This window comes from Streptococcus sp. 2022WUSS135 (assembly GCF_044427045.1).
Taxonomy (GTDB): domain Bacteria; phylum Bacillota; class Bacilli; order Lactobacillales; family Streptococcaceae; genus Streptococcus; species Streptococcus hashimotonensis.
The window spans coordinates 74813-93569 of the sequence record NZ_JAOTGL010000005.1; the positions used below are offsets into that span (position 1 = coordinate 74813).

General features: G+C 39.4%; 20 protein-coding genes. All 20 read right to left on the bottom strand.

Annotated elements, in window-relative coordinates; translation table 11 throughout:
* Positions 1-73 precede the first annotated feature (73 nt).
* The 20 genes from ODU45_RS03075 to ODU45_RS03170 all read right to left on the bottom strand — a co-directional run bounded on the left by ODU45_RS03075 (position 74) and on the right by ODU45_RS03170 (position 18220).
* Complete coding sequence (locus ODU45_RS03075) at positions 74-2050, bottom strand: heparinase II/III family protein (protein WP_398580748.1); 1977 nt, start codon at positions 2048-2050, stop codon at positions 74-76.
* 256 nt (positions 2051-2306) lie between these two features.
* Positions 2307-5822, bottom strand: coding sequence for a hyaluronate lyase (gene hylA, locus ODU45_RS03080; protein WP_398580749.1), 3516 nt, complete (start codon positions 5820-5822; stop codon positions 2307-2309).
* Positions 5823-5914: 92 nt separating this feature from the next.
* Entirely contained in the window at positions 5915-6223 is a 309-nt protein-coding gene (yajC, locus tag ODU45_RS03085; RefSeq protein ID WP_024399466.1) for a preprotein translocase subunit YajC, read from the bottom strand.
* Positions 6224-6229: 6 nt separating this feature from the next.
* Complete coding sequence (locus ODU45_RS03090) at positions 6230-7045, bottom strand: PTS system mannose/fructose/sorbose family transporter subunit IID (protein ID WP_002936073.1); 816 nt, start codon at positions 7043-7045, stop codon at positions 6230-6232.
* Positions 7032-7808, bottom strand: coding sequence for a PTS mannose/fructose/sorbose/N-acetylgalactosamine transporter subunit IIC (locus ODU45_RS03095; protein ID WP_002936077.1), 777 nt, complete (start codon positions 7806-7808; stop codon positions 7032-7034). The genes ODU45_RS03090 and ODU45_RS03095 overlap by 14 nt, the downstream gene beginning before the upstream one ends.
* 18 nt (positions 7809-7826) lie before the next feature.
* On the bottom strand, positions 7827-8318 hold the full coding sequence (locus tag ODU45_RS03100) for a PTS system mannose/fructose/N-acetylgalactosamine-transporter subunit IIB (RefSeq protein WP_002936080.1): 492 nt from the start codon (positions 8316-8318) through the stop codon (positions 7827-7829).
* Positions 8319-8327: 9 nt separating this feature from the next.
* Positions 8328-9518: a glycoside hydrolase family 88 protein gene (locus ODU45_RS03105; protein WP_398580750.1), complete on the bottom strand. Its 1191-nt coding sequence runs from the start codon at positions 9516-9518 to the stop codon at positions 8328-8330.
* Between the two features lie 11 nt (positions 9519-9529).
* Entirely contained in the window at positions 9530-9964 is a 435-nt protein-coding gene (locus tag ODU45_RS03110) for a PTS sugar transporter subunit IIA (RefSeq protein WP_105201985.1), read from the bottom strand.
* A 285-nt stretch (positions 9965-10249) separates the two neighbouring features.
* The gene (locus tag ODU45_RS03115; protein WP_398580753.1) at positions 10250-10891 is read right to left on the bottom strand and encodes a bifunctional 4-hydroxy-2-oxoglutarate aldolase/2-dehydro-3-deoxy-phosphogluconate aldolase; all 642 of its coding nucleotides are present in this window, start codon (positions 10889-10891) and stop codon (positions 10250-10252) included.
* Positions 10892-10901: 10 nt separating this feature from the next.
* Positions 10902-11903: a sugar kinase gene (locus ODU45_RS03120; protein WP_029188564.1), complete on the bottom strand. Its 1002-nt coding sequence runs from the start codon at positions 11901-11903 to the stop codon at positions 10902-10904.
* A 16-nt stretch (positions 11904-11919) separates the two neighbouring features.
* Positions 11920-12561, bottom strand: a complete 642-nt coding sequence (locus ODU45_RS03125; RefSeq protein ID WP_398580751.1) for an RpiB/LacA/LacB family sugar-phosphate isomerase — start codon at positions 12559-12561, stop codon at positions 11920-11922.
* 50 nt (positions 12562-12611) lie between these two features.
* A complete protein-coding gene (locus tag ODU45_RS03130) occupies positions 12612-13427 on the bottom strand; it encodes a gluconate 5-dehydrogenase (protein WP_170244703.1) in 816 nt (271 codons plus the stop codon).
* A gap of 700 nt (positions 13428-14127) precedes the next feature.
* Entirely contained in the window at positions 14128-14802 is a 675-nt protein-coding gene (locus ODU45_RS03135) for a CPBP family intramembrane glutamic endopeptidase (RefSeq protein ID WP_024413063.1), read from the bottom strand.
* A gap of 9 nt (positions 14803-14811) precedes the next feature.
* A complete protein-coding gene (locus ODU45_RS03140) occupies positions 14812-15129 on the bottom strand; it encodes a hypothetical protein (protein WP_105135054.1) in 318 nt (105 codons plus the stop codon).
* A 9-nt stretch (positions 15130-15138) separates the two neighbouring features.
* Positions 15139-15828, bottom strand: coding sequence for a lysostaphin resistance A-like protein (locus ODU45_RS03145; protein WP_398580752.1), 690 nt, complete (start codon positions 15826-15828; stop codon positions 15139-15141).
* 101 nt (positions 15829-15929) lie between these two features.
* On the bottom strand, positions 15930-16154 hold the full coding sequence (locus ODU45_RS03150) for a hypothetical protein (RefSeq protein WP_161942447.1): 225 nt from the start codon (positions 16152-16154) through the stop codon (positions 15930-15932).
* Positions 16155-16175: 21 nt separating this feature from the next.
* Complete coding sequence (locus tag ODU45_RS03155) at positions 16176-16934, bottom strand: DUF3169 family protein (RefSeq protein WP_105135057.1); 759 nt, start codon at positions 16932-16934, stop codon at positions 16176-16178.
* Positions 16931-17146 carry a helix-turn-helix transcriptional regulator gene (locus ODU45_RS03160; protein ID WP_105120949.1) on the bottom strand — a complete coding sequence of 72 codons (216 nt, stop codon included), beginning with the start codon at positions 17144-17146 and terminating at the stop codon, positions 16931-16933. Before ODU45_RS03160 ends, ODU45_RS03155 begins: the two co-directional genes overlap by 4 nt.
* Positions 17147-17158: 12 nt before the next feature.
* The gene (locus ODU45_RS03165; RefSeq protein WP_105257234.1) at positions 17159-17725 is read right to left on the bottom strand and encodes a DUF3267 domain-containing protein; all 567 of its coding nucleotides are present in this window, start codon (positions 17723-17725) and stop codon (positions 17159-17161) included.
* A gap of 258 nt (positions 17726-17983) precedes the next feature.
* Positions 17984-18220, bottom strand: a complete 237-nt coding sequence (locus ODU45_RS03170; RefSeq protein ID WP_105257235.1) for a hypothetical protein — start codon at positions 18218-18220, stop codon at positions 17984-17986.
* Between the last annotated feature and the right edge of the window lie 537 nt (positions 18221-18757).

The window sequence follows — 18757 nt, forward strand, 5'->3', positions numbered from 1 at the left end:
TACTTTATTCTATCATACTATCCGTACTTTATCAGTTATTTTGCACAGAAATGACTGTATTTTTCTGTCCCTTCTAATTTTTGAGTCGGACAACTTGTCTCTTATCCCTATCCACTACTAAGCACTTACCTCTCAACTTATAACCAGCCACTTGAAGTAATTTCTCTCCCTTATATATATCATTATCAGAAACCACTAACAGAATATTCATTCCCTTTCCTTGACAGCTAAAAGCCAAACCACTTTCTATCAAATGATAGTCTGTTTGGTAAACTGGCAATTGCTTGACACGAATTGCTTCATCTGCTAATAGAGTAAATGTAACTAATCGATCTCGAAAACTCTCTTTTTTGACCAGTTTATTGGTCTCTACTAGTTGGTTGTATCTGGGAGAACGCACGGTTTTCTGGATTTCAAAATCCTTTTGGCTATATAGCCGAAGATCATTTAACTGCTCTTCTCCAATCTTGACCCTTTCATCTAAAATCAATTGACTGGTCAACTCATGCTGGCCTGAGCAATCAACGCTATCCACTATCAGCAATAAATCGCCTCCAACCATAAGGAGCTGTCGTTTATGCCAGTAAGGCAAGCCTTGGCTGGTCTGAGCCTGATAAATGCCCTGCATCCAATGACAGCGTTCAAAAACCTTATAACTGTGACTAATAAACTGAGGATACGTGTCATATTCCCATGAACCCTTTATCTGCTCTGGAGCGTTGTCATCAAGGATACAAGTGCTGTGAGCCCAAGCACTTTTAAGCAAGTAGCGCTCCTCGCATTCACGGTAGCTGAAACGACCGCTGTCGATGATTATCGGTTGTCCTTTGTGGTAAAAGCACAAGCTGTTTTGGTCAGAATGACTGTGGGCACTTCCCATGGGACCGGCCTTGAAACATAAATAGCTGTCCACTTCTTTGACAATACTGTGACCTGATTCAGAAAAATGTTGTCCCCCTGACGAGCTGGGTTGAGCGGTTAAGTGTTCAAATATGCGCAAGCCATTTTCTCCGACCAAGAAGAGAACGCCTAAATCTAGCTTGGAATTATCTACTAGGTAGGTGCCATCTTCAAAGAAAATCGCAGTCATCTGTAAGATGTCAGAAGTACAATGAACATCGCTATCGCCAAGAGCCACACTTTTACCATCTGGTCCCGTCATCTGTAAGACATAGTCTGCCATCTTTTTCAAAATAAGTGTCCACTGTTTTCGATAATCTGGCAAGCTGAAAGCTAGTCTTAGCAAGAGTTTATAAACTTCCACATGGTAGAGAAAAGACTGCTCAAACTGAGTTCCATCTTCCAATATCTGAGTTTGAATTTGCTCTTCGATTTCCTGACGAGCAAAATGGTGAAGCTCTACTAAATCCACCTGATCGCCGATATAAGCATGGGCCAAGAGCATTGCGCTAGTCTGGAAAATTCCCCAATTACTCAACGTATCTTTGGCACGGTAATGACTGTGAAGATAAAATAATTGTTTTTGAATGGATACTAACAGTTGGCTACGCTCAGCTTCACTTAGTCCGCCCCAATCAATTAAAAATGGGAGAATATTGAGCCAGCTTAAACAACGGATAGCTGTATCTAAGGTGCGACTGCTCGTTCTTTTAGGATACCAATCTGTCACTTGTTCTATCCAACTAAAGATAAACCGTTTAACCTGCTCCATGTAGTGCGAATCTTTTTCAACCAGATAGGCCAAAACTAATTTCCACAAGTATTCCTGCCGATTGAGCATAAAGGTCCATTCCTCATCCCCATGGCAGTCGGCTGTCCAGTCAAGAGGAGCAAGATGATACCCGACTGAACAAGGTTCCATATCCCAATTGTCTTCAAAGATAAAAATATCATTTAATAAATTTTGACAGGAAAGGAGAAGCTCTTTATAAGCTGCATCTTGTTGATTGAGAATATAGGTTTTGACCGACTCTGCTGACTGATTAGCTACTATTTTTTCGAATATTGTTTGCATAACAAGTCCTTTCTCTATTGCTTCTCCAAAAGAAGAGAGGCTGGGCAAAGCCCAGATCCACTCCTCAAAGTTCATATCAACATCTCAGCGCAGTGATTGTTCGGCTTTAACAGTTCAGTGGACTGTTAAAGGTTGGAGATAGGAGTTCCAAAACAAATCTCAGCAATTCGTATTTCATACTCCGAATCTGATCTAATCAACTATGCGGGGGTGGGAGTGAAACAGTCTGGGGATAGACTGTTTCAGCTCAACAACTAGAAATAAAGACTTGTTGACGAACTTTTTTATCCGTCGAGTTCTTTCACGCTCCCCCTTCACCCACGAATTTCATTTAGGAGTGCGATCTGCGACACTTGAAATCCACCACTGCCCCCAAGGTTAGCAAACCTAAGAAACCAAGACCTAGACTTGCTTCTTCTCCTGTCTGGGGCAGACGGGGCTTACTCGGCTTTGTTTTTTCAGCGGCATGATGAACCACTTGTTTCACCTCTGGACTTGGTTGGTTTTCCTTGAGTTGTTTTTCTTCTTTTTCTGTTTTTTCGACACTTCCAGTTTGTTTATCAGAACCTTCTGGCATAGTAACCTTCCAGACAGTGGATGGATAAGCCGCCGTTGGCTCCATCTCAACAGTCAGACTGGAACCTGCCTTTGTCAACTCAATGCCATTCTTTACGGTTCGGGTAGACGGATTGTAAAAGGCGATGCGATAGCCACCTTCGACTTTCTGAATGGTATACAAACCGGCATCTGTTAAGGTAATATCATCTGTCAGCTTGTAGGCTGTATCCGTGTATTTCACAACGCCCCAGACATTCTGTTCTTGGTCGTATACCACTTGCAAATCCCTGTCTTGATGAAGCAATTTCACACTAGCAGCTGCCTGATTTACTTTTTCCATAGATTGGTTTGGAACAAGGACATAAGCATAGTTACTTGATGTTTGTGCATGTTCATGCCATAGGCTAACAAAGGAATTGCTCACTTCTTCTTTGGACTGATTGTGGTTGATGTCGCTCCATTTGCCGGTTCGCTGATCTAACTTGGCATGAGTCGGCAATTGGTTCAAGAAGACATAGCCGATGGACTGATTGTCCTTGCCATTGGTCATGTAAAAGGATTGAGTCTTATCTGTCACTACTTCTTTGGACAAATCAACTGGCTGGCCATTTATGTAATAGCTATATTTTTCTCCGGTCAAGAGTTTACGATTTTCAATCGTTGTCACGGCGCCTTGAGCAGATTGATGCTGTATATCAGTACCTAGGAAAACAATCTTATTTCCCAGAACAATCCAAGCCTTACGAGCAGTCAGACTATTGTTCCAGTTATTGAAATCCATTGCAATCGTCGCCAAGCGGTTGCCTAACTGGCTTGCTCCAACAAAGTCACTTGCAAGAGTTACCTCGCCACTGCCGTCTTCTCGTTTGTCCTTGGTCGTTGTCGTTCCCGGTAAGCGATACGGGTCAACTGTTGCCCAGTAGTGGTTACTGTAATGACTCAAATCATCATTGTAGAGGTAAAACATACCATCTGCTGTATACCAACCCTTGCGGTTTTCATTGTTCATATCTTCATAGTTTTGAGTTCTAGAAGAGTACATGGACAAAGCAAAGGTAAAGCCTTCTTGAGCACTTCGATAAACAAACTTATCCATATTGTTGAAGGCTGCAATATAATCTTTATCCACTTCAGCAGGGATTTGATTATCAGTTAAAAGCTTGTTGACCAAATCAATATCCTTATAGGATTTGAGGCTGCGGTAGCTGTCATAGAAGGTATCAGAGGTCAGCTGCGCCTTAACAAAGGAGAGAAGTTTGGTTTTTTGCTCAGGCTGAGCCGATTCTGCAATACGGACCAAAGACCTTAAAATCTCCATGGCCTGAACATGTGATTCACCAGTTGCCCGACTGATGGAACGACCGCGGGTCATATCCATCAATTCACCGCGAACCAATATTGGCATAAAGGCTTTTTCAATCCATTCATAAAGAATGTTGATCTGTTCTTCCTTGAGGGCAAACTCCGTTGGCTGAATAACTGGTAGTAACTGTGAAAAACCTTCAATGAGGACATTTCCGTACGCTCCTGTGTAGGCAACATTGGTGTGGTCGATAAAGGAGCCGTCCTTGTAGAAGCCCTCTCCCTTATCTACAAATTTCATAATCGTTGTCAAACCTTGCGCACCAGCCCTCACACGGTCAGCATCTTCGCGAAGAGCTCCTTCCAAGATGGCCACCTTGCTCAAATCCGTCTGATTACCACCCACTGCTGGAACAGGATTGGACAAGGTTTTACGAATAGTGGTTGGATCTGGCACAAATTTTGAAATCGGTTTGGTATAGGTTAGAATCTCCTCCTGACTAAAGTAGGGATACATGTAGATTAATGTATTGACAACTGCACGCGGAGTCCCAATTTCATAATCCCACCAATTCCCATCAATTGACTTATTTTCATTATAAACATTGGTGTAAAGCCAGTTCATTCCTTTTCTGACCAAATCGGTAAGTGAGCGGTCGTGGTAATAGGCTGAGTCTGGATTCTCAACTACTTGAGCCATCTGCTCCAAGCGGCGATAGACCGTTGTCAGGTGGCTGGATTTACTAAAGTCAATATCGTTGAAAATCGTTTTGCCCTGCTCTGTTGGTTCAACCCATTTTTTAAGAGAAGAAGCTACGCCGGCATCTAAACGCCCTAGAAAGGCTTTCATCTGAGTATCATTAGATTGGTAGCGTTTATTGGCTAAAGAAATATCTTCCCAGTTGTTCCTTAAGGTATCAAAGACTGTTGCTTGATGCTTCGTAACTGTCAGCTCGAAACTAGATAGTTTAGTGTCTTTATCATAAATATCTACCTGAGTTTTTCCAGCCACAAGCGGACGAATCATATTTTTCTCCACAGTGGCCACAGTCGCATCTGCAATACGATAGGTCAGGTCTGGGCGAACAGGCAGGTAAACCTTATTGCTGGCAAGGGTAATTTCCCCTGTTTCAGGTTGGACAAGTTCTGGGCTTGACTCTGGTGTTTCTGGTGTTTTTTCAGCATATTCTACCAGCGAGATGTTATCCAGCCAGGCTTGACCTATACCATTCTCAAAAAACAGCTCTACCTTCAATTTACGAGTTTCGGGAGAAACTGTTAACTCCTTCTCCACCTTTCTTTGTTGTGTACCAGCCACAAAATTTGTGAAAGTAAATTCTTGCGGGCTCAAATCCTTGCCTTCTGCAGTCAAACTGCGCAAGCGAACACGAACACCGCTTCCCTTCAGATCCTTGGTTTCGACATCATAGCTAAAGAGGTAGCGCTTGCTAGGATCTACATCCACTGTTTGGTGCACTGCCACTCGGTAAGTATTTGTTGAAGAAATATGAAGTTTCCCATCATCAATAGAAACAGCTCCATTTTCTTTTTTAATATCATTCGGAATCCACGTTTCCCAGTCTGTGGCAGCCGATTTTTTCCAGTTTCCTGATGGTGCCGTTGTACTGATGAACTCCCCATTGGCTACTAGGTTCTTCTCTTCTTTTGTCGCCTGAACAGCTTGCGGACTGGCAACAGTTTCTGCAGCGGTGCTTGAAGGCTGGCTTTCTGTTGACGTAACAGGACTAGCTTCAGAGCTGACCTCACTTGTCGTTACTGGTTCTGTCGTATGATTAGCTACTTCTGTCGCTTCTGAAGTTGTTTCCACTAACTGACTAGTTTGTGGACTAGCTGTTTCTGTACTTGGCAACTGATTGGCTGCAACCCTTGTTCCCAATATAGACAGCGCAATAAGAGCTGAACAAACTCCAATTTTATATTTACGAATGCTATAATATCGCTTCGTTTGACTGGTAAAAATCCCCATTGGTATTTCCTTTCCTTTTTATATAGTGTAAAACAATGTTACTACAACATTTTTTATTTCGCAATCGCTTTTCTCTCTTAAAGAAAGAAGAACTACTTCGTAAAAAGTAGTTCTTTGGCTTTTCCCATAATCGACTCTTTTTCAACGTAAACAATAATGCCTTTTGCAATCTGTAGTTCTACCAAGCTATCTGTTAGTTTGATAATTTTACCATGCAGTCCAGAGAAGAGGATAACCTCATCTCCAGCCTGTAAGGTTGATAAGTAGCGTTGGCGTTTTTCCAGTTGCTCCTCAAGAGCTTTTTGTTGTCGTTTACGATTGACATAAGAAGTGAGTACAGGAAGTATGGTCGATAGAGCTACTAAAATAATTAGTGCATAGTAGAGTGTTTGTTGATCCATAATTGCTTATGCAAGGATGCCCAACCAGCTACCCAAAATACCGATGATAACTGTCAAGATAACCAATTTATAGGTAGTCCATTTCTTGTTCTTGATGAGATAATAAACTAAAATCGTAAACAAGGCTGGAAGCAATGCAGGGGCAATCTTGTCTAACATTCCCTGGATGGTTACAATTTTCTGATCTGCTCCTTCTGTTAATTCACCCGCCGCAAAGGTAATTGGCACCGAAATTTTTACAAAGGTTACTGCTAAACCAGAGATAACTGTCACACCGATGATATTGGCTACCTTAGAAATTGTTGCCATTTGGTCACTCAATTTATCAATCACGCTGGTACCAAATTTATAGCCATACAAACCAGTCAATAACTTGATAGAGGTCAAGATAATGTTCATTCCAAGGAAGAAAAGAATCGGTCCCATAACCAGTCCTTGACCTGCTAGAGAGGCAGCAATCGTAGATAAAAGTGGGGCTAATACAAATTGTGAAAGTGAGTCACCAATTCCTGCCAACGGCCCCATCAGTGCCATCTTAATCCCACGAGTCTCTTCTTCTGGGAGATCATTTTCTAACATGACCAAATGAAGACTAGTAATGAATGGAAGAAAATGTGGATTGGTATTGTAAAACTCACAGTTTTCTTCTAAAGCTTTAGTTAATCCTTCTTTGTCGTCACCAAAATGCTTCTTAAAAGCTGGATACATGACATTTGCATAGCCAATCCCTTGATAATTACTGTAATTGAAACCATTCTGCAAGAAGAAGGCCCGTAGAGATGTGTTGAGATAATCTTTTTTAGTTAGTTTAGATCCAGTCATCGTGTGCTTCCTCCTGTTTCACTGCCACTTGTTCTGGTTTATTAAAGAATTCCTTAAGTGCAAAGATACTACCGACAATTGCGATACCAATTACAGGCAGTTGTAGATAGGCTGCACAAACATAGCCAAGCAACACAAATGGGATCAATTCTTTCTTAGCCATTACAGACAAAATCATTGCAAAACCGATAGCTGGAAGCATCTTACCTGCCACACTCAATCCAGTTAATAATACTGGTGGAATCATTTCAACCAATTTCAAAAGAGTATCCATTGAATAGGCACCCAAGAAACCGAGAGCAAATCCTAAAAAGGCGAAAGTAATCACTGTACCATTTGCAACACGTTTAAATTTAGAAAGGTTTCCTGCACGAAGATGTTTGATAGCTGATTCTGGAGCACCCGCATGTAGAGTATATGCTGAAGTTTGTAAGAATTGAATACCTACCGCAATAGGTGTTGAAAGTGCTAAAGCTGCTTCTGGTGTTACTTTTCCAGCACTTGTAATAGCCATCAAAGTACCAAAAATACCAGGTCCGATTGGATTTGGAGGAACGGTCCCCCCAGCACCAACACCAAATCCCATGTATGCCAGCTCACTGATAGCACCCATAGCTAAAGCCGTTGGTAGATCTCCTAAAATGATTCCGACCCCAAAAGAAAGCACGATACATCGGTTTGTGTAAAGCCCCAATAATAGACCGCTAAAACAGAAAGCTGTCCACAGACCAATAAGAGCTGCTTGAATTAGACTGATCGTCATGATAATTCTCCTTATTTTTTAAATATAATCCAATATATTAACTTCAACTGCCCCATCATTACCAGAAGGCGTTGTCTTTGTGTTGAAGCGAATCTTATAAACATCGTTCAACTCTCTCACTATAGCCTTATCTTCTGAACCAAAAAAGATAGACCGTGTTACTTGCGTTTTTCCAGGCGCATTATGAATATTTCCAATATTTAATTCTGTGATTGGCACTCCACCTTTAACCAAAGTTAGTGCATCTTGCAAATCTTTAATAACTAAGAAAATAGTTTGAGCAGGATTAGCCTTATGAATCACATCAATCACTTTCTGCAAAGAGAAGAAACGCATAGCTACTGAATCAGGAATAACCGTTTTCATTAATGTCTGCTGAATCTTATCCTCACTAACCTTATCATTTGCCACGATGACAGTATTACAACCTAAGGATTTAACCCATAGTTGTCCCTGTCCATGAATTAGTCGCTCATCAATACGAGCCATTACAATATTTGGTGTTGCCATTTTAACCTCCTACCAATATAATTCCCAATCTTTATAAAAACGAAGCAAAGCTTCTAAGTAATAATAATCGCCCCAAGTATTTCCTTCATTGACACCTTTTCCTGAATGCCAAGAGTAGACCCCATGTAGAAGCAATGGGCGACCTGGAGCTAACTCACGGTTAGCATAGTTATCAATCAAGGACCGTAGCATCGTGTGCATAGCGTATTTATAAGTTTCCTTGTCCTCATCAACTTCTGGCAAATATTTAAGCATCTCGTGAATACCACAAACCGCTATTGCTGTCGCAGAAGAATCACGAGCGTGCCCACTACCATCATTAAAAATTAAGTCCCAATAGGAAACGTTATCCTCTGGCAAACGATTAAGAAAGTAGTTGGTTACTCCTTTAAACAAATTTAAACATGCGGGATCTTTAATTTTACGGTAAGCTAACGGAATACCGTAAATACCCCAAGATTGACCACGCGCCCAGGAAGAGTCATCACTAAATCCTTGTCGAGTAACCCCTTTGAGCGGTTTTCCTGTTTCAGGGTCAAAGTAATAGGTATGGAATGTTGAAGCATCATCTCGAATAACTGTATTAACAGAAGCGTAGAAATGACTAAGAGCTACATCATAATATTTCTGCTCACCTGTCTCCTCATAAGCAAAGAAAAGTAATTGTAAATTCAACAAACAATCAATAATCAGTCGATAATCTTCTGCTTTACCAAGTTGCCCCCAGGCCTGAATAAAACCGCCCTTTTCTTGATAGCGCTCCATTAATTTATCAGCAGCCAAGAGCGAAGCCTCTAAAGCCTCTTTACTACCTGTCAATTTATAATCAGCTACTGTTGATGGTGAATACAGGAATCCCAAATCATGATGATCCAATTCAATTCTTTGTTTGACACGTTCCAAGAAAGATGTCGTATTCTTTTTTGCCAGCGCTTTCATTTTGTTGTTCAAAGAATACTCATGTCCTAACCAAAGCGCACCCGTCCAAAAACCATTTGTCCACTCTATATTATCCATCTTTGGATAATGGTTATCAAATGTGGCCGGAGTTGGGAACGACTCACCAAAATATTCACAATTGATAACAAGTTGTTGAATCGCCAATTCTATTGCAGCCTCAACTTCTTTCTTACTCAATAGAGTGGAATTTCTAAACTCTCTTTTTTTGACAATTGACTCAATCAAAACGTCCTTAATCATACATCTCTCCCTCATATACCATCTTCAAATAACTCTTCATCATGGTTATCCTCTGCTAACAGACTGACCGAATCAACGATTCCATCTTTAGAGGTGGTAATCAATTTACTAACCAATTGTTCTAAATCATCTGTTAACCGTGAAAAATTCGCTTCCAAAATCATCGCAAGATTTAAACCTGAAAGAACGACAACATTCTGCTCTTTCTGTTCTGCTGCTAATTCTACACTAACTTTAAAAGGCGTACCTCCTAGTAAATCAGTTAAAATCAAAACTTCTCTTTCGCCTAATATAGCTGCTTTGATGCGTGCTTTTAGTTCTTGCGCCGACATTCCTTCACTAAAATCAATTGCCTCAATATTCTCCACCTCTCCTGCAATTAACTTTAGTGAAGTAAGAATCCCACTAGCAAACTGTCCATGAGCAACGACAATCACTTTAATCATAATTCTCTCCTTTTAACTTTACCGGTTTACCTACACTTTGTATTGTAGACTATTGACAACCACTTGTCAATAGATTTTATAAAAAAATGTAAGCGTTTTATATTTTGTTGGACTTTTATTTAAAAAATATTCTCCAGCTCCCTCTTTTCATAAATAGGAGCACCAAATCTCTCCATGTTTCCGTTCAAAATTTCCCCTGTAACATCTCACTTTCTCCCACATTCAACCCCGTTGGAGGCAGGAGAAAGTGAAAACGTTAAAATACAGTCCTTATTTTGAAATAAACTACTTCATCTTATCTCTAACACTTGTATAAGAGGACGCTAATTCTTGAATTGTACCGAACTCTCCTTTAGTAGCTAATTGATTAAATTCCCCACCAATACCAAGAACAGTTGCACCAGCGTTAAACCATTCTGAAACATTATTAAGCTTTACTCCACCGGTTACCATGATTGAAACATGCGGTAATGGTCCTTTGATTGCAGTAATATAGTTTGTCCCCAAAACACTACCAGGAAACAGTTTAACCATTTCACAGCCTGCTTCCAAAGCATTTGTAATCTCCGTTAAAGTCATACAGCCCGGAAGATATGGCACTGCATAAAGATGACAGATTTTTGCAACTTCTATATTAAAAGATGGTGAAACAATATAACTTGCTCCTGCCATAATGGCTTGCCGTGCCGTTACAGAATCTAGAACCGTTCCAGCCCCAATTAAAACAGAAACATCATCTTTATAGCATCGACTAAGTTCTGTAATAATCATATTCGCATCAGGATTTGTATAAGCAACCTCTATAGCTGTAATTCCTCCTGCAATACAGGCCTGTGCCGTCTCAAATCCGACTTCTTTGTCATCTCCTCTAACGACTACAACAAGCCCTTGCTCCTTCAATTTTGAAATAATTTGTGATGGACTCATTTTTTCTCCTTTATCGTATAATGTCATTTTTCCCCTCTAATAAAGACTCAACTTTGCTAAGAGATTGCCGCATGTGATCCCCTTCTATGCTGCATTTATAAGTTCCGCTAGCAACTGCAAAATCTAAAATCGCCTTTAACGACGTCCTCTCTAACAATTTATATAATGCCCCAGCAACAAACGCATCACCACTGCCAACACGTTGTAACACCTGAGTTTTCAATTCTTGAGAGCAACAAAATTCATCAGCCAATCCGTAAGCCTTATACAAATTTCTGCCTAGTTCATCTGTCTGCCTAATCGTATGGAAGATTGCTTGAAACTTATAGGCTTCCTTTAAAGTTTGCATCCGTTCTCTTATTGTATGGACAGTAGCCGTATCTCTTTCAAATAATTCCCAATCTTTTTCATTAGCCATAATAGGTTCCAGACCAAAACAATAGTCTGCATAGGTTGCAAATTGCGAGAACACTTTTTTTGCATCTCTTAATCCAATCATCTTAGAACGCCAATTAAGATCCATCGAAATTGGAATTTTACGACGCTTTGCTTCTTTTAATACTTGAACAAGCCATTCCCTAACAGCTGAACCAATGGCCACGGTGATACCACTAAAGTGAACCAACCCAACCTCTAAAAACAATTGATCCATATCAAAATGATCGACTTGAATAGCTTCCAAACTAGACTGACCCCGATCATAGTAGACTTGACTAGAACGACAACCAAATCCTGCTTCCATGTAGTATACTCCCACACGTTCCCCCTTACGTTGAACACTGGAAGTATCAATCCCTTTCCCATCTAAGAAATCTAAAAATCTATCACCTAGAGAGCCTTGTGGTAGTGCGGTCAAAAGCTTGGTTTCACATCCAAATCCTTGAAGATTACAAGCGACATTTATTTCTGAACCTCCAAAAAACACACGACTTTCTACACCATCTGTCAATTCTTGATAGTTTGTTGGTGTAATGCGAATTAAAGGTTCACCAATCAGTAATACCTTCTTCATAACCGCCCCTCACTCTTTAACTTTCTAATACTGTTTTTAAATATGCTGCAATTGACTCGTCCTGACAGTTGGCAAAGAAATATTCTTGGAAATGTTCACCTGAAATAGTTTCTTTCAAAAAATCTTGATCAATTTCTTGAAGTACTGTCAGTAAGTCTTTATAGGTGACTGCTTTCATTTCATTCAAAATACGGGTATTTCGTTGTTCTGGAATAACGCGTTCACGGGGATAACCGCCCCCCATTTCCTCTGCAAACAGTCGCTCAAAAAGCAATTTGAGATTTAATTCAGCTCCCCAACCGAATCCCTTTGCAAATGGCAGAGACAAAGCATTTCCTCCATTTATCTGTGAAAAGAGGTATGCATCCGTCGGATCTACCGCGAAGCCACAAACTACCCCTGGAAAACTATTAGCCGCCAACATGGCACCTACCCCCGTGCCACAACCTGTAATAACAAAATCCGCTGCCTTACTAACTAGAAGGATTGAAGCCAGCAGACCATTTTGTACATAAGTCAACTGACTTTCTCCCTCTTTACCATACATTCCATAGTTAAAAACATGATACCCTTTAGCATCTGTTACTGACTTCAATGTTTCAAAAATAAGACTATTTTTAGCCGCCTGACTATTTTCATTAATAAGTGCAATTTTCATCGTTTTTTCCCTTCTTATATCAAAATTTGTTAAATTTGTTAATTCGTTTATTACGCTTCCGGCTGTTTACCAATGTAAGCTAGAATTCCTCCATCAACATAAAGAATGTGCCCATTCACAAAATTACTAGCATCACTTGCCAAAAAGACTGCTGGACCCATCAAATCCTCAGCTTCACCCCAACGAGCTGCAGGGGTCTTCGCGATAATAAATTGATCAAATGGATGACGAGAACCATCCTTCTGGAGTTCACGTAACGGAGCTGTTTGTGGAGTTGCAATATACCCAGGACCAATGCCGTTACATTGTATATTGGCTTCACCGTATTCCGAAGCAATATTCTTCGTCAACATCTTAAGCCCACCTTTAGCCGCTGCATAAGCAGACACTGTTTCTCGTCCTAACTCACTCATCATGGAACAAATATTGATAATTTTCCCATGCCCCTTTTTAATCATAGATGGAATAACCGCTTTAGAAACAATAAACGGAGCATTTAGGTCAATATCAATAACTTGACGAAATTGAGCTGCTGTCATTTCAATCATTGGAACCCTACGAATAATACCAGCATTATTCACTAGAATATCAATAACTCCAACTTCTGCTTCAATTTGAGCAACCATAGCCTGTATTCCATCCTCATCAGTTACATCGCAAACATAGCCATGCGCATTAATACCTGCTGCCCTATAGGCTTCCATTCCCCTATCAACCAACTCTTGATTAATATCATTAAAAACAATTGTCGCCCCTGCTTTTGCATAGGCTGATGCAATCGCAAAGCCAATCCCATACGATGCTCCTGTTACCAATGCAATTTTTCCTCTCAGAGAAAATTGATCCAATGAAAATTGCTGATTCATATTCGTAACTCCCTTGTATTTTATTTTGTAAAGCGTTTACAAATTGTATTGTAATATAGTAAACCGGTTTTGTCAACGATTTTTATCATTTATTTTAAATACTTTCAAAACGAATCTTGATATAATCTTATAAAATTCGAGTATCTTCATTCCCCAAGCAATAAAATATACTTAGCACAAATATGATTTTCTTCTTCGATTTTATCAATCATTAGTAAACATTTTACATGTCATTATTCATATACTATCCAAAATTGGCTATACTACATTCACGAAAGTAAACCATACAAAATGGGAGCGGGAAGTGATACGACAAACTCCCTCACTACCAATTTCCCACCTCAAACAATCTCCAGAATATTCGAAAAATCAACCACTCCTCCGAGATGTTAACAGGAACTCAAACACTAACATTTTTACCCTGTGTTTACTACTCTAAATAAAAAATACCCTATTGCAACGTGCAACAAGGTACCATCTATCTCAATCATATATTCTGTAATTCATTTTATATAGTCATATCAGTTTATCTTTGATTACTTCGACGAGCGAGGAAACGTCGTTTCCTTATTTCCAACCTAGAACAGCTTTTAGGCTGTTCTAGCAACCTGTAGCTATTGAGGCGAACTTGTTTCGCCCTATCTCCAGCCTTCAAAGGCTCCCGAACCTTTGAAGCGAGTACTAAAAGCAAACTAAATGACTATACCAAAAATAGAATCATCAAATAGGAAATTCCATTATTTAACATATGTAGCGCAATCGGATAGCGAATATCTCGTCTAATTAAATAGAGCCAACCAAGATTGAGACCCATAGTGAAATAAATTAGAAACTGCGGAATGGTTGTTGGCATATGGACCAAACTAAACAAAGAACCCGTTACAGCAAGATAGATTCCAACAGCCTTCATATCTGCCATTTTAGGGAAGAAATAGGTCGCCAACAAACCTCTAAAAATCAACTCCTCTAAAATCGGAGCAAAGATTACGACTGATAAAAATGAAACCAAGGGGTAGGCAGACACAAATTGGATGACCAAGGTTTGATTTTGACTTTCAGATATAGGTACCAAAAGTTGGAAGATGAAAAATGCAATATAGAGCAAAATAGGCCATTGAATCTTATGGAACCATGATGAAGATACACTATAGTCAATGGTATGCCGAGAATACACAAATTTCCATAATACAATTGTAAATGCAATTCCGAGAACAATGCCAATAATCGCACAAATCAAAATCATATTCACAATCAATTGAGCTGGAAATTCTGGAATAGCTTGTAATGACGGTCCTACCATCAAAAAACCAGAAATAATTTGATAAGCAACAAAAAATAAAAACAATAATGCAATGTGTTTGATAAATTTTAACATACTCCCTCCCTAAAAACTCAAATCAACAATATTATCAATTCGTACCAACTTGGTTTCAATCTCTCCTTCCGCTAATTCACGAGAAATTTTAACCCAATCCTCATCCACAGCTAAAATGCTGTATTCGTAAATGGTCATAAATTCCTCATCAAAGCGGATTTTAGCCTTACTTCCGACCAATTCTTTCAATAAAACTGACATCTGATTTTCTCCTTTTGTAGTTTTCTGCAACTTTTTTACCCTAGCTTGCAACTGCTTCACTTTTTTCCTATCTGATAGAGAATTGAAAAATAAAAATCCTACAAGAATCCATAAAAATAGTTCCATCGTATCCTCCTATATCAAGCCCAGACTCTGCATCAGTAGCATCAACAAAAATCCGAGAAGATTATTCAGACTGTGTAGGATGAGTACGTTTGTATATTTGCCAGAAATACGATAAGCGAGTCCCAGGACCAGGCCCATACCTCCGTAGACAACCCAAGATCCGATATTGGTCGGATTGTGAATAAGTCCAAACAGAAAACTCGATAGCAATAATCCCACAATCGAATCCTTACCAAAGACTTTCCCCATAAGAATCCCTCTGAAAAGCAGTTCCTCCAAAACTGGAGCAAAGAAAACTGCAAAGAGAAACAAAATTAAGGTTGGCAAGCCTGAATTGTTGATAATTTCCTGATTGGCAGTCGTTTGACCGTATCCTTCTTCCAGCATAATCAATTGCCCACCAATTATTTTCAAACCAAACATAACGATAAAGGCGAGGGCTACAAAACCAGCATTCGCACCCATCCCCCACTTCTGCTCACCTTTCCATAGACCTAATTTACCAGTCAATATAAGACCAAGCACCACGGCTAACAATAAAAGGGCTGCAGCAATCAATATGTTATTCCCATCAAAATTTGGTAGGATAAACATGGTCAACTGGGTCAATACATTTAGTGCAACGACAGCCAGTCCCACTAAGAGAAACTTCCAATTTTTAACCACATTCCAATCTTTGACACTTCCAAGTCTATTCATAGCAATCACCTTAATATAAATAATTATTTTTCGTTTGTTGAAAGATAAAGTCTTTTAGTTTACTTTTAGTACGAGGCAACGAGCCGCAGGCATAACTGGAGTTAGGCAAGGCGAGTTAACGAAGTAATAAAAGAGAAACTAAATGACGACAGCAGAGCTGGCAAGCCCAAAACCAATGGCAATAGAATATTCAGATTTGACAAATCAATCTGCCCAGTAGCCAGCCACTCTCCGAAAATATAGCCAACTGCGTACATACCAAGGCCGATTAACCCCACGAAATAAACAATTTTTAGAATCGATGTAAACTTTTTATTCTCTTTCATAATCACTACCAAAACCTTTCATTATTTAAAATAACGACGGATCATGCGAACCTGCATCACATTGATGTAAATATGTAAAAATGCAACAACTAGAAAAGCCGTAATTTGTCGTTCCTGCAATAGCATGCTAAGTACAAATAGGAAAAGATATAAACCTGGTAACACGATTTGATTCAAAGTGAAGACGATTTGGAAACTCATTTTGTAGTTTGCTTGTTTCTCACCTTCGTCCATTGCCTCAGCAAAGTCTTTCATTTCTTTTACCGTAGCAAAAGCGGACAACTTATAGTCACGAATTTTCTGAGTTAGTTTCACAATAAAAACCTGAGAGATGAGAAGGATAACATAGAAAACTACGTCAAGAATGGAACCATACATAACTGCACTCTCTTCTAAGAAAGTAACCCCGAATCCTAAAACCAAATTTAACAATGTCAATGATACAGCAACATTGAATGAAATGGTCGCATATTCTAGGTTACGATACATTTTCTTATATAGTTCATCAACGCGTTCTTCATCCTCATCTGAAATGGAATGATAAAGTTTATAATTTTGATTAGCTTTAACACCAAAATATACGGTTCCAGCGAAAATTACAAATGTAATAATCCTCAAACAAATTAGAAAGTTATCTAAATTGAGATAAGAAGGCAGGTTGAATTTAAAGATTAATACTCCAAAGAAACCGATAAAGCCACCCAAAATTGCTGAAATCAGCATATAGGCTGAATATCTCATCCATCTTTGTTTCGTTGAAATTTGTTTTCCCTGTTTCATTTTTCTACCTCCACTAATTGAAAGACATTCTCCACATTTTCATTAAAAATTTGTGAAATTCGCATAGCAATGACCACCGAGGGCGTGTATTCGCCCCGTTCAATCAAGCTAATAGTCTGCCGTGATACCTCTGCTAATTTTGCTAGCTCTGTCTGATTGAGACCATCTCTGGCTCGCAATTCCTTGAGCCGATTTTTTAAGACATATTCCATGAATTTTCCTTTCTAGGCTTGGTAGATAATCAAGCCTGTTTCTGTGTCTTCGACAGCTATATTTTCCTTGGCAAACTTGACCAATAAAAGATAAGTATAGTAGAAATCGCCTGCACAAGAGGCCGCATGCATGGTTGCTACCATGAAGTAAAGAGTGGTATTCATCATCCCCAAACCTGCTAACATGGTCAAGCCCAAACTAATCACAACAAAGGGAGCCAAGCTGATTACTAGCATTTGCATCCGATTGTAGAGTGAACCTGGACTGGTCGCATAGGCCATCCCCGATTTCCATTTAAACCCGTATTTGACAGGATTTTCAGGACAAAAAACCTTGAAGAAGATGCCGTGGATAGCCTCGTGCACAACTATTAAAAGAATATAGAGAGGGAAAAGCAACCATACCTCCGACACGTCCAGTTCCGAGTATTGCAAACCGTTAGCTATCAACCAACTGCCTATCATTCCAAATACGAAGGCAAATGGAAAGATGAGGGCAACCGCAAGAATATTCAATCCCCATACAAATTTCTTATTTTCCATGATATTAACTTCATATAATTTCATTTTCGCTTCCATGTTTCTTCTCCTTCATTCGCCTACAAGCTAGACTAAACTATATAGTCCTAGAGCAACTCCAATCAGTAAGCCGACAATACAGGCCCCTGCAATAATAATCGCTGCCATATCTGCTGAAATGTGTCGTTTCATGGTCTATCTCCTTCATTTACCTACAACCTAGACTAAACTAAACTATATAGTCCTAGAGCAACTCCAATCAGTAAGCCGACAATACAGGCCCCTGTAATCACAATCGCTGCCACATCTGCTGAAATGTTACGTTTCATGTCGTGTCTCCTTTTGCTTATTTTCTTTTTTCTCCATTTGTAAACTTGCTTCGATACAAGCAATTGAAGCAATTAGAGTAGTCATTAGTACTGTGTCCATATCGCTCCATCCCAGCAAATCAGAAAGAAGAATGTAAACCAATAATAGAATTGCCCCTATTTCAACTGCACGCGCAATGGTTGTTCCTGTAATCAAAATTCCTTTTTTATTGCTATTGTTTTTCATAACTTTCCACCACTTACTTTCGACTAATTTTTCCTTTTACTCTTTTCTGCTACCTAGTTTCCGCAAGTTCTCATCTGTCACAGCAATGGTGCAAATGGCAAGAATGACATAGGTATTATCCAACTGCTGTCACTTCATTATGTCAGCCAGTAGGACAAAAACTAGATAGATGATAGCGATAAGTTGTACAAAACGTTTGATGTCAATATTGTTAATCTTTTTCATATTTATTCCTACTTTCTGTTTATTTACCCGATGAATCCGTTTTCATCTCTTTATCTCGATATCATTGTAACACTTCTTTTTCTTTTTGACAAGTATCTTTGTCAAAAAAATAATAATTTTTGTCAAAAAGTTTATGAAAATTGTCAAAATGACTAGAGTAGCGTACAAAAAACTCCTTCATCCAGTGAACTGCTCCCTGTCAAGTGGACAATGAAATAATAAAAGATTAGGCGACGGCCTTGTTCCTCATTTCAAGAGGGGCAAGGCCGTTGTTGCGTTCTTGAAATCGTTGATGATTATAAAAATAGATGT